The following is an 11,518-nucleotide window of genomic DNA, read 5'->3' as shown; positions in this document are numbered from 1 at the left end:
GTGGGCGGTTCTATCGAGGTGCGCGCCCGAGGATCTGCATACCCGCCCGCTGAGCGGCGCGGCGGTCGAAGGTCATCGTCGCTTCACATCCGTTCTCGGCCCCGACCTGGGTGATCACAGCGTCGGCCAGGTCTGCACCAGCGCGCACCGGCGAGAGGGCCTTGCGCACGGTGTCCGCAGCCTCAACCATCAGTTCCTCTGAGCTGAGCAGGGCTTCGACGAACGCGACGCGGCGAGCCGCTGGGAAGGTGTACGCGGAGCTGAGGACCCACCATGTCTCCATCAGGACGATCAGGGAGATGAAGCCCCTGCGCTCCGACGTCAGGCGATCGATAAGTTCGTCGGCCAGCGCAGTCTGGGACTCGTCGTCCCGGACGACGTAGCGCACCAGAACGTTGGTATCGATACCGATCATGGAGTGCCGGCCGATTGTGAGGCGGATCTCGCGATAGCAGCGTCCATCTCCTCCAGGGTCACGACCCGCTTCGGCTGCCCGAAGAAGCCCTTGAGAGAGCGGACGGGTCGGGTTGCCGGGACGAACTCGTAGTTGCCGTCGGGTAGCTCGATGAACTCCACGCGATCGCCGGCGGCGAGGTGGAGTGAAGCCCGGACGGATGCGGGGATGGTGATCTGACCTTTGGACGTCACGGTTGCGCTCGGCATGGACTCACCTTACCTGGGTTGGCTATTCCTGTGCAGTGGTAAGGCGTCACACTCGTGGTGGATTGCCTGTCCGCTGACCGCCGCAGGCGGCGATCAGGCAGGTGCGGGAGCCGACTCCGTACCGCCGGGGAGTACCCGATGAAGGATGTCGGTGATGGTAACCACGCCCGCGAAGCGGTCGCCCTCCATCACCACTGCCAACTGCTCGCTGGTGCTGCGCATCCGCGCCAGCGCCTCGTGTACGGGGGTTGTGGTGGCCAGGGTGAGTGGTTCCCGGGCCAACTCAGCGGCGGGCCTGTCCTGAGGATCGAGCAGCGTGTCCCGCACGTGCACCACCCGGGGCGTGCCCGCGTCTCCGTCGTAGACGAGGACGCGCAGGTGCCCGGTACGCACCGAGGCCTCGCGCACGTCCGCCACGGTTGCTTCGGGTGGGACCCCCGTGGGGATAGCGCCGGGCTTGAGGAGTGCCTGCACCTCCAGCGACTCGAGTTCGATCGCACTGGAGATCTGGCTGCGGAAGGAGGGCTCGATGGCTCCCACATCTGCGGAGTGCTCGACCAGGTGGCGGATCGTGGCGGCGTCCTGCCCACCCACTGCGGCCTGGTTCACCGGTGTCACACCCGCCGCCGAGACGAGGCGGTTGGCGATCGCGTTGATCCACATCAGCAGCGGGCGGAACACCCACACGAAGGCACGGGTCGGGATGGCGATCGCCGTGGCGGAACCTTCCGGGTGTGCAATGGCCCAGGACTTCGGTGCCATCTCGCCCACCACGAGGTGCAGGAACGTCACGACCAGCAGGGACAACGCGAAGGCGACCGTATCCGCCGTCCAGGCCGGCATGCCCCACGCCTCGAACAGCGGGGTCAGCCAATGGTGGACTGCGGGTTTGGTGACGGCACCCAGGGCGAACGTGCAGGCAGTGATCCCCAGCTGGGCGCCGGCGAGCATGATGGTCAGCTCGTTCACCGACCGGAGTGCCGCTCGGGCGGAACGGCTCGTGACCGCGGCCTCTTCCAGCCGGTGGCGGCGTGCACCCAGAAGTGAGAACTCGACGATCACGAACAGGGCGCTGAAGGCAATGATCGCGATCGTGACCAGGGCAACGACGAGGGGATTCTCCATCAGGACCCGGCCTCCTCGACCTCGGAACGATCATGAAGGTGCAGCTGCAGGCGCACCGTCGACGGCACGTGTCGTTCGATCTCGAGCACCTGCGCCGTCAACGCGTGCTGGTCCGGTTCGTCGTCGGCCAGGTCGGCCGGGTCGATCGGGAGCACGACCTCCACGGACTCACCTGGTTCCAGTAGCTGGCCGTGGAGGTCCAGCAGCAGTCCGGCGATCGTCTCGTAGTCGCCGCGTGGCAGGTCGTGGCCGATGGTGCGCTCGACCTCGTCGATGTGCACGTCTCCGTCGAGCACCCAGCAGTCCTCGGACTCGATGCGGATCGTGGCCGGCTGCTCGTGATCGTGCTCATCGGTGACCTCGCCGATCAGTTCCTCGGCCATGTCCTCCACGGTGAGGATGCCGGTGAACCCCCCGTACTCGTCGATCACGCACGCCAGCTCGTTCTTGGATCGGGTGAGTTCGGTGAGCGCGTCGGGCAGCATCATCGCGGTGGGGATTACCACGGGTTCGCGCATGAGGTCGGTGACCGGTGACTCGTCGGGCAGATCGGTGGCGAGCAGGTCGCTGAGCTGGACGACGCCGACCACCTCGTCGCGATCGTCGACGACCGGGTAGCGAGTGTGGGCTTCGGCCATGCGCTCGCGCAGCTCGGCGAGCGTGAGGTGGGCGGGCACGGCCGCGACCCGGGAGCGGGGGATCATGGCGTGTTCGACGTCCTGGTCGGGGAAGTCGAGAATCCGGTCGAGCAGGATCGACAGCTCCTCCGGTAGGTGACCGCTCTCGCGGGAGTCGGCCACGATGTGCTCCAGGTCGTCCGGGGTGGCGGAGGAGTCGACATCGTGCACAGGCTCGATCCGGAACAAGCGCAGCAGACCGTTCGCGGCATGGTCGAAGACGGTGATCAGCCACCCGAAGGCGGCCAGGTAGATCGTCGTGGACCGGGCCAGCGCGAGCGCGAGCGGTTCCGCGTTGGCGATCGCGAGGTTCTTCGGGAACAACTCACCGAAGATCATCTGCACCACGGTGGAGATCGCCAAGGCGCCGATGGTGCCGATGGAGATCCCGACGGCGGCCGGTACCCCGACCCCTCCGAGCAGCTCTCCGAGGGCGGTGCCCACCAACGGCTCGGCCACGTAGCCGATGAGCAAGCCGGTGACGGTGATGCCCAGCTGCGCACCGGAGAGCATGAACGAGGTGCGCCGGGTGATGGTCAGCGCCCGGCCCGCGGCTGCGTCCCCGGCCTCGGCGCGTGCCCCGAGCCGGGAACGGTCCACCGACATGTAGGCGAACTCCTGCGCCACGAAGTACCCGTTCGCGGCGATGATCGCCAGGATCACCAGGATCCCCAGCAGGAGCGTCAGGATGGTCATGACCCTGCCCCGATCATGGACGGGTCAGTCAGGGTTGGTATGTGACAGGGGTCGGCCGGATCGGCCGAGGGACTGTCGTACTCCATCGGAGGTGGGGCCTTTCGCGGGGTCGTGGAGAACCCATCTTGCGTGATGGCGGCCCCGTCCGTCCAGCGCCCACCTCCGGCTAGGCTCGTGGCGTGTCCGACCAGCACCCGGCAGATCCTGCGCTGGTGAGCTCTACTCCTCCAGGAATCGCCGGATACTCCGTCACGACGTTCACGATTCCGGTGCTTGCGCTGGCCCTGGTATTGGGACCGCCGGTCTTGCTGGGCCTGCAGCCGCAGCACCAGCCCTGGTCCGCCGGGACGATCTACGCTGCCGCGGTAGCCGCCGGTGCCCTCCCGCTGCTGTGGCTGTGCAGCTTCCGGGTGACGATGACCCTCGACCCGCAGCGGCTGACCGTCGAGCGCCGGTTCCGGTGGGGGCGGCGCATCTTCTCGCTCCCGGCCACCGCGATCGAACGCTGGTATGTCCTGGCCAGCGTCAGCATGCTCGTCCTGCGCGGCCGCGACGGCCGGGTGCTTCGCATGGTGCTGCACACGCCGGAGACGTCGAAGCGCTACGGCGAGTCGGTGCCGCTGGTCACCGCATGGCTGGACCACACGTTGGGTGGACTACGCGATGTCGACTGGGAAGAGCCCGGATCGCGCCGAGCGCATCGCGTGGTCGTGGCGAGCGTGATTGCCGGGGTGGTGCTCGGTGGGGGCGGGGGCGCGCTCGTTCTTCTCGCGCTCATCGGGTGACGCGCCGCTCACCGGGTGATGGCGGTCGGGCGGGCCGCCCGGAGGGCTCACCACGAGCGAGCGAGTCCAGGAGTGCGGCCGCCTTCGTGTGCCCGTGCCCTGACGCGGATCGAACGTGTCAGGTATTGCACAGGACGTTCCTTCTACGGTCTCGCCCATGACCATCGAACCGCAGCATGTCCACTCAGAACCCTTCACCGTGCTGGGCCCCTCCATTCGTACCGACGGAGCCTCCTCGGTCCGCGACATCCCGGCCCTGTGGGCCACCGTGATGGCCGAAGACACCCTCGCACGCGTCCCCGGGCGCCGCAGCGCTGATATCTACGCCGTCTACACGCACCTGGAGCACGCGGGGCGCAGCCGGGACGGCTGGTTCACCTTTCTCATCGGGGTGGCCGTCGATCCCTCGACGGCCATCGACGACGGCTTCACGATGGTCTCGGTGCCTGCGTCGCCACGGGTGCAGTTCCCGGTGCCCGACGGCGACCCCTCACGTGTTCTGGAGGCGTGGGAGCAGGCATGGGCGCACGACGATACGCTCAAGACGTTCATCTGTGAGTACGAGCACTACGGTGCCGACGGTTCGGTATCGGTGAATCTCGGTGTGCGGTGACCGGAGGACAGCATGCCTGCTGATGGTGGCGCGAAGGGCTGTCCGGACATCCGTGGCGAGGAGGTTCATCCTCTCGCGCACGAGGTGGCCGCGGCCTTCGACGCTGTGACCGATCCAGTGCGTGAGGTTCTGCTCGCCGTCCGCGAGGCTGTGTTCGCGACCGCTGCGGAACTCCCGGAGACCGGTGGTGTTCGCGAGTACCTGGCCTGGGGGCAACCCGCCTACCGTCCCCGCCGAGACGGGGTTGGCGTGGCCGTCCGGCTCGGGGAACAGGCGGGTACGCCGGCGATGTTCGTGCACTGCCGGACGACACTGATCAGTGACTTCCGTTCGATGGCAGGGCATCTGGAGTTCGAGGGGCGGCGGGCCGTGCTGTTCGATCCGGTGAGACCATTGCCGCTCACCGAGCTTGCCGCCATGATCGAACGAGCCCTCACGTATCACCATCGGCAGGCGCCGGTGGGTGGGCCCAGAGAGAACACGGGAAGGCACCGATAGGCGAGAGCGATGCAGAACCCGTGGATCGAGTACGAAGAACGGTTCGATGTGGTGCTCACCCACATCTACGATCACCTGGACGAGCCGCTCGACATGGTCCGGCTCGCCGAGGTCGCCGGGTTCTCGCCCAGGCACTGGCACCGGGTCTTCGTCTCGGCGTTCGGGGAGTCGTTGCCTGCCCTGGTCAAGCGACTGCGGATCCAGCGTGCGGTGTCGCTGCTGGTCTCCGGCACCGCACCGATCCGCGAGATCGCCATCGAGTGCGGGTATCCGGACGTGCCCTCCTTCACCCGAGCGTTCCGGGCCACCACCGGAACCACGCCGGCCGAATACCGACACACCGGCGGGCATGCCGACCTGCGAGCTGCCCGCGCGCACCACGATCCAGGCGCTTTCGATGTCGAGATTCGCGACCTTCCCGAGATCGACTGTCTCGCCGTCCGCCACTACGGCTCGTACCTGCGGATCGACCGCGCGTTCCACGACCTACGGATCTGGCTCGCCGCCCACGGTTACGACTGGGCAGACGTCCAGATGTACGGCGTGTACCTCTCCGACCCGACGCAGGCCGCCGAGGCAGACCTGGAGTCGATGGCGTGCGTGCCCCGCCCGGCAGGATTGACCGCTGAGCTGAGGCCACTCTCCCCAGACGCTGCCCCGATCGAACCGGTGACGATCCGCCCCGGTCCCTATGCCGTGCTCGAGCATGTCGGCGCGTACGCGGACATGCCGGACACCTACGCCTGGCTCTTCGGATGCTGGGTGCCGCACACGGGCCACCGGCTCGCCGACCATCCGGTGGTCGAGCGCTATCTCTCACGACCACAGGATCATGCGCCGACCGCCACCTCCACCGAGCTTCTGCTCCCGCTCGAGTGGGGACGCGGGTAAGACCAGGTGGTGGCCTTCGGGCGATCCAGGTAGCACTCCGGGCAGGAGTCAGGACGCTAGTAGGAAAGTGCGCGCGGCCGAGTCCTATCGCTCTGCGACTGCTCCGTCTTGGGAGGAGAGTGCGGTCGAACTGAGTGCTGGTTCAGGTTCTGATTCGGCTTCGCGTAGTCGCGGGGGTGGCGCGCTCCAACTCTTCAGGTGCTGAACGACGTCCGCATAGAAGGTGTCGAGCAGATCGAGCACCGAGTCGATGAAGGAACCGCGGCCCCGTGCGACTTTCGTCCCCATCGGGGCAGAGTATGCGATTCGGAATGACCTGATCTCCTTCTTCGGGTCGATGACGAGGACTGAGGGATCGTCTCGAACGACACTGAGTAGCTCGGCAGCCCCTGGTCCGCGTGAGTTCGCTACGAGCGCTTCGATTCGCGTGTCGCCGGGAGCATTCTTCAATTGTCGAACGAGCCAGTTCACCCGTGTGGCCTGCCGTCCAGTACGCGGTGCGTCGATACTGATGTGCGCCGTGATCTGGCTAGCGCGTAGATCAGCGGTGAGGTGCACACTACCGACCGTTGCAGGAATCTTGACAGCGCCCGTCAGTTGGCCCGCTTCGGTCAGACTTCGAGTAAGGTCTTGGGTGCGAATCTGCGGATCGGCGCGTTCCTTTCTGCTCAGTCCTGGGACGATCTCGGTTCCCAACTGTCGCCCGAGTCGAAGGCATGCAAACCGGATCAGAGCATCGAACCGTGCGACAACATCAGGAACTGATGGGTCGGTTGCTCGTAGCGTTTGGGTGCGCACAGCGTTGCGTAGTGTCACCCAATGCTGGCCCATGTCCGAGAACTCCATCGCTCCCGACCGCGGGTGTTCGAGGTAGCGGATGAGTTCTCTGAGGATCCAGGCCTGTTCAGGGTCTGAGATGCCCTTGTGCTCGGCCTGCATCACTGCGGTGGAGAGGACGTAGGACCATGATCGGTGGTGGAGATCCACCTTCCGCAGTTTCCGTCCGTCAACCTTGGTCGGGTGCACACCGAACATCGGGGGTATCTCGTTCGAGATGGTGAGCAGAGCGTCGAAACGATGCTCGCGAGCGAGGTCGAGATATGCTTCGAGCTGTTCTGCGGCGAGTTCATTCTTTCCGGTTTTGACTTCGACGAGAGCCGTCCAGGTGGCCTTTCCGCGGCTCACGCGGATGAGGCCGTCCGGATAGATCTTCCGGTCTCCAGTGTCGAAAGGTACCTCGATGTAGGTTTCGAAGTTTCCCGCTGGCGCACCCAGCGGCTTGAGTAGAGTCAGACCGAACTCCTTGACGATCGACATCACGGCTAGAAGGGCCGATGTTGCTCGTCGTTCTTGCTCATCTGCGCCTGAGATGCCCGATGTCGGAATCAAGCGGGCTTCGTGCCAACTCTCGGTCGCGTCTTCGTCAACCATAGGAACCCCCGTCGCGTTCGATGCTGGGACCCTACCGGTTTGACGATCGTCTGTCGCGGGTTGTCGTGCGCTGAGCGCTGGGTGCTGCGGCGTCTGATGCGAGAGATGCCGCAGAACCCAGCGCTCGGCTGGGGGACGGGCTGGTCGGTGCTAGGAGATCAGTTCCGGTGGGCGTTGCCCCGGCAGGAGTTGTCCGCCACGACCTCGCCGTCAGCGGTCAGTTCCAGGGTCACGACGTCGTCGTAGACGCGTCGCTCGGTGCCGGTGACGTTGTACTCGGCGTCCAGCAGCGGGAACAGGTAGACCGGGGTCAGGGTCAGCTCGGACCCGCACCGGGTGCGCTGCAGATCCATCTGCAGGTGGCCGTAGTGGAGGCCGCCGTCGACGAGCTGCGGGTTGCCGTTGGTGTCGTTCTCCCACAGCTCGGGTTCGTCGACCGAGGCTGACCACTCGGAGTGGGTGTTGAAGCGGATCGGCTCGTAGCTGCCATCCTCGGTCTGGTACAACTGCTCACCGCGCAGCCCGTCCGCGGCCACGCCCACGTCGTACACCTGGATGCCGACGCCATCTCCGTCACTGTCGACGAAGGAGCGCTCGAACATCTCGTCGTGTCCGCTGATCACGGCGGCCACGCCGTACTCCTCGAACATCGGGGTGTAGGCGCGCATCGCGACGCCGGACTGGTTGTCCGCGAACTCGTGGTTGGGCGGGGTGCCGTGCACACCGCTGGAGTAGGCCGCGTGGTGGAACTGAACGATCACCACCTGACCCTGCGCACGCGCGTCGGCCAACTGGGCCTCGGCCCACTCCCACTGCGCGCTGCCTTCACCCAGGTCCGGTAGATCCGACTCGCTCGCGTCAGTGCCGTAGACGTCCGCGAACGCCTCGCCGTACTCCTCGGCCGTGAACGACCCCTGGGTGTCGGTCGACATGCGCTCGGGTGTCAGGTTCGTGTCGTCGCCGGAGAACACCTCACCGGAGAGCATGCCGGTGGCCGTGTTCTCGTCGGGTAGGCCGTTCGTGGAATCGAGGGTGAGGATCGTGACCGGGCCGTGGTCGAGCCGGTAGTAGGAGTCCCGGACCTGCGGGTTCGCAGGGTCGCCCGGGGTGACCATGTAGTCGAGGTACCGGTTGCGCGAGACCACCACCGGTGTGCGGTCCTCCGGCGTGCCGTATCCACCACTGATGCTGGCGTAGGTCTCCCAGTTGCCCAGCGCCGTCACGAGGGGAACGTTGGAGGCGAGATCACTGGAGTCGCCGGCAAAGTGCCGCCAGAACTCGTCCCAAGCCGGCTGGTAGCCCGAACCTTGCACCAGGTCGCCGGCGATCAGCATCAGGTCCGGGTCCTGCTCGGCGATGGTGGCGATATTGGCGTCGAGGGCGTCAGCCTGGTTCATCGGGTAGCGCACCAGCTCCTCGCCGTAGCGCACGGCGGTTCCGTAGCGCTCAGCCCACAGGGAGTCGATGGCTGGGCGGTCGGCTGACCCGTCGGCGAGCCCGGCCCAGGCGGTCTCCCACTCGCGGTGCTCGATCCGTCCCGCAGGCTCGGTCTCGGTGTCCGAGAAGGCCATGAGCCGCACGTGGTTCCACCGGTCGGCGTCGGGAGCCGTGGTGAACGTGGCACTGTGCTCCACGCCGTCCTGGTCGACGGTGTATCGGTAGGTCTTGCCCGCCATCAGCCCGTCGATCTCGACGACATGCTGGTAGTTGTTGTCCGAGAACAACCATGAACCCTGGTCGAGTCCGTCGATGCCTTGCGCGAGCTCAGCGTCGGAGTACTCCATCAGGTCCAGGTACTGCGGGTCGCTGGTGAAGGTCTGCCGTCCGATACCGGGGCCGTTGACGGTCACCGTGCCTGAGGTCTCCAGCTCGCTGATCCACACGAGTGTCATGGCCTCCGACGACGGCGCCTGCAGGTAGGGCAGTACGCGGAAGCCGGGCTGTGGTTCCACCGGTGAACTACCGGTGGAGGGCAGCGGGGTCATGGGCTGCGTCCCGCCGGGCGGAGCGGCGACCGCCGGCGCGGCCAGGGCAGTGGTGGCGGACAGAGCGAGCAGGATCGGGGCGATCTTTCGGCGCATGAGTGACTCCCGGAGGTAGTGCGCGTGCCAGTCGTCGGAGCACGACGTGAGACCACTATGGCGCAGAGATGATCGTCGCGGGTAGGGGTGAATCGGAACCGATGGCGGGCTTCCGCGGCGAGCGTTGCATAGCTAGCATGACCCGGACGGGGCAGCGGAGGGGGAGCGATGATGACGGTGACCTGGCGGCGGTCGATGGCGGCTGTGGCAGTTGCGGGTGCGATGACGGCCGGGTGCGCCAGCACGCCGCCGATGGTGCAGCCCGTGACCGACGTGCCGACAGCACCGAGCAGCGACGCGCCGGCTGAGCCAACGAGCGTGGACGACGAGTCGAGCGAAGGCGCCGGTTCGCAGGCGTCGGAGACTGCCGGGGGAGCGGGCGAGGTGGCGGAGCTGGTGACTCCCGCCGCGGATTTCGATCCGTGCAGTGTGCTCTCGGCCGCTGACGTGAGTGAAGCCATCGGGATCGACGTCCCGCAGGGCGAGTCCCATGAGGTGATGGGGACCTACCAGTGCAGGTTCACCGACTCCGAGGATTCGGGAGTCTCGGTGCAGTGGGTGCCATTCGCGGGAGGCTTCGACGGGGCCCTGACCGTGCTCGAGAACACCTTCGACATCACTGGCGACGTGGAGCCGGTCGATATCGCCGGAGCCGGTGACGCCGTGAGAGTCCCCATCGCCTTCGGTCCGGCGATCGGCGAGGTGGTCTACGCCCGTGTCCAGGGCGGCTACTTCCAAGTCATGACGTTGACCGAGACGGGCCCGACGGACGCCGTCCCGGTCACGACACTCACCCTCGAGCGGGTGCCGTAGGCCGGCGCGGATCGATACGGGGACGAACGCCCGGCGGGGCCAGGACGGTCTCCGAGGACGCTCCCTATGTCGCAGCGCGGCCGCGAGGACCTGGATTCACCGCCAGGTGGGGGTAGGCGGATTCACGCCCCTGGAAGGCGAGCACGTCAGGGTTGCGAATGTGGCCACCGGCGATCTCCGTCGCCCGGGTGATCGTCTCACTGGCGGCCCAGGCGCTCGGGCCTTCCATCACGGTGCGCAGGAACGGCAGCAGCGCCTCGCTGTTCTCCCAGGTGGCGGATTCCCACAGGTGGGAGGGGGAGTGGTCGACGGCGTAGTAGTGCACGTTGTCGCCGACCGTGAACATCGGGTCCGCGAACGACGTCGCCCGGGCCCAGCTGAATCCCATCCCCTCGTCGCAGGAGACGTCCACGACGATGCTGCCGGGTCGGAACGCGCCCAGGTCTTCCTCGCGCAGATACGTGAGCGGGGCCAGCGGGTCCTGCAGCGTGCAGTTGACCACGATGTCGCTCTCCGCCAGGAAGGGGGCGAGCGGAACCCGACCCTGCTCGCTGATGACGTAACGGGGATGGGTGGGGTCGTCGTCATGGTCGAGCTGGAGGATCCGCACCGAGGGGATCGGCGATCCGACGGCGGCGACTTCCCGGTTCGTCAGCACCCGCACGTCGTGGATTCCCTGCGCGTGCAGTGCGGTCACGGCCCCGCGTGCCGTCGCACCGAAACCGATGACGACGGCGCGCAGCCACCTGCCGTAGTTGCCGGTGAGTCCGCGCAGCTGCAGTGCGTGCAGTATCGAGGAGTACCCCGCCAGCTCATTGTTCTTGTGGAACACATGGAGGCCGAAACCGCCGTCGTGCTTCCAGTGGTTCATTGCCTCGAATGCGATCAGGGTGAGCTTCTTGTCGATAGCCAGCTGGGTGAGGCCAGCATCCTGCACGCAGTGCGGCCACCCCCACAGCACCTGGCCTTCGCGCACGTCCGCGAGATCACTCAGCTGCGGCTTGGGCAGCACCACCACGTTCGCTGAAGCGATGACTTCGGCGCGCGGGCGCACCGCGGCCACGGACTCGGCCAAGACCTCGTCCGAGACTCCGAATCGCTCGCCGTAGCCCGACTCGAGCACGATGCGGGCGCGCAGATCGGAGTCGATCCGCTCCAGGTGTGCGGGGTGCAGGGCAAGACGGCGTTCGTCCGTCTTGGCCGAGGTTCCGAGAACTCCGAGGGTGAGAAGGTCCGCCGCCACTC

Annotated in this window: 12 protein-coding genes; 5 read left to right on the top strand and 7 right to left on the bottom strand. The window is 66.7% G+C overall.

The window, feature by feature from the left end; translation table 11 throughout:
* Window positions 1-10: 10 nt before the first annotated feature.
* From IM660_RS12090 to IM660_RS12075, 4 genes are all read right to left on the bottom strand, one after another.
* A complete protein-coding gene (locus IM660_RS12090; RefSeq protein WP_193495813.1) occupies window positions 11-415 on the bottom strand; it encodes a type II toxin-antitoxin system VapC family toxin in 405 nt (134 codons plus the stop codon).
* Window positions 412-663: an AbrB/MazE/SpoVT family DNA-binding domain-containing protein gene (locus IM660_RS12085; protein WP_193495811.1), complete on the bottom strand. Its 252-nt coding sequence runs from the start codon at window positions 661-663 to the stop codon at window positions 412-414. Before IM660_RS12085 ends, IM660_RS12090 begins: the two co-directional genes overlap by 4 nt.
* 93 nt (window positions 664-756) lie before the next feature.
* A complete protein-coding gene (locus IM660_RS12080) occupies window positions 757-1,788 on the bottom strand; it encodes a hemolysin family protein (RefSeq protein ID WP_193495809.1) in 1,032 nt (343 codons plus the stop codon).
* Complete coding sequence (locus IM660_RS12075; protein ID WP_193495807.1) at window positions 1,788-3,161, bottom strand: hemolysin family protein; 1,374 nt, start codon at window positions 3,159-3,161, stop codon at window positions 1,788-1,790. Before IM660_RS12075 ends, IM660_RS12080 begins: the two co-directional genes overlap by 1 nt.
* A gap of 179 nt (window positions 3,162-3,340) precedes the next feature.
* On the opposite strand from IM660_RS12075, the gene IM660_RS12070 reads away from it, so the two are divergent.
* The 4 genes from IM660_RS12070 (at window position 3,341) to IM660_RS12055 (ending at window position 5,948) form a co-directional block, all read left to right on the top strand.
* Window positions 3,341-3,946 carry a hypothetical protein gene (locus IM660_RS12070; protein ID WP_193495806.1) on the top strand — a complete coding sequence of 202 codons (606 nt, stop codon included), beginning with the start codon at window positions 3,341-3,343 and terminating at the stop codon, window positions 3,944-3,946.
* Window positions 3,947-4,103: 157 nt separating this feature from the next.
* On the top strand, window positions 4,104-4,559 hold the full coding sequence (locus IM660_RS12065) for a GyrI-like domain-containing protein (protein ID WP_193495804.1): 456 nt from the start codon (window positions 4,104-4,106) through the stop codon (window positions 4,557-4,559).
* Between the two features lie 12 nt (window positions 4,560-4,571).
* On the top strand, window positions 4,572-5,057 hold the full coding sequence (locus IM660_RS12060; RefSeq protein WP_193495803.1) for a DUF1801 domain-containing protein: 486 nt from the start codon (window positions 4,572-4,574) through the stop codon (window positions 5,055-5,057).
* A 9-nt stretch (window positions 5,058-5,066) separates the two neighbouring features.
* A complete protein-coding gene (locus IM660_RS12055; protein ID WP_193495801.1) occupies window positions 5,067-5,948 on the top strand; it encodes an AraC family transcriptional regulator in 882 nt (293 codons plus the stop codon).
* A gap of 84 nt (window positions 5,949-6,032) precedes the next feature.
* Here the strand turns inward: IM660_RS12055 and IM660_RS12050 are convergent, their stop codons facing one another.
* Both IM660_RS12050 and IM660_RS12045 read right to left on the bottom strand, forming a co-directional pair.
* Entirely contained in the window at window positions 6,033-7,379 is a 1,347-nt protein-coding gene (locus IM660_RS12050) for a hypothetical protein (RefSeq protein ID WP_246464928.1), read from the bottom strand.
* 158 nt (window positions 7,380-7,537) lie between these two features.
* Window positions 7,538-9,460 carry a metallophosphoesterase family protein gene (locus IM660_RS12045; protein WP_246464927.1) on the bottom strand — a complete coding sequence of 641 codons (1,923 nt, stop codon included), beginning with the start codon at window positions 9,458-9,460 and terminating at the stop codon, window positions 7,538-7,540.
* 171 nt (window positions 9,461-9,631) lie between these two features.
* On the opposite strand from IM660_RS12045, the gene IM660_RS12040 reads away from it, so the two are divergent.
* Window positions 9,632-10,273: a hypothetical protein gene (locus IM660_RS12040; protein WP_193495799.1), complete on the top strand. Its 642-nt coding sequence runs from the start codon at window positions 9,632-9,634 to the stop codon at window positions 10,271-10,273.
* 64 nt (window positions 10,274-10,337) lie between these two features.
* Here the strand turns inward: IM660_RS12040 and IM660_RS12035 are convergent, their stop codons facing one another.
* On the bottom strand, window positions 10,338-11,516 hold the full coding sequence (locus IM660_RS12035) for a N(5)-(carboxyethyl)ornithine synthase (RefSeq protein ID WP_425503832.1): 1,179 nt from the start codon (window positions 11,514-11,516) through the stop codon (window positions 10,338-10,340).
* Window positions 11,517-11,518 lie beyond the last annotated feature (2 nt).

The organism is Ruania alkalisoli (assembly GCF_014960965.1).
GTDB classification, from domain to species: domain Bacteria; phylum Actinomycetota; class Actinomycetes; order Actinomycetales; family Beutenbergiaceae; genus Ruania; species Ruania alkalisoli.
The sequence above is the reverse complement of the archived record's forward strand: the minus strand, read 5'-3'. Positions and strand labels throughout refer to the sequence as shown.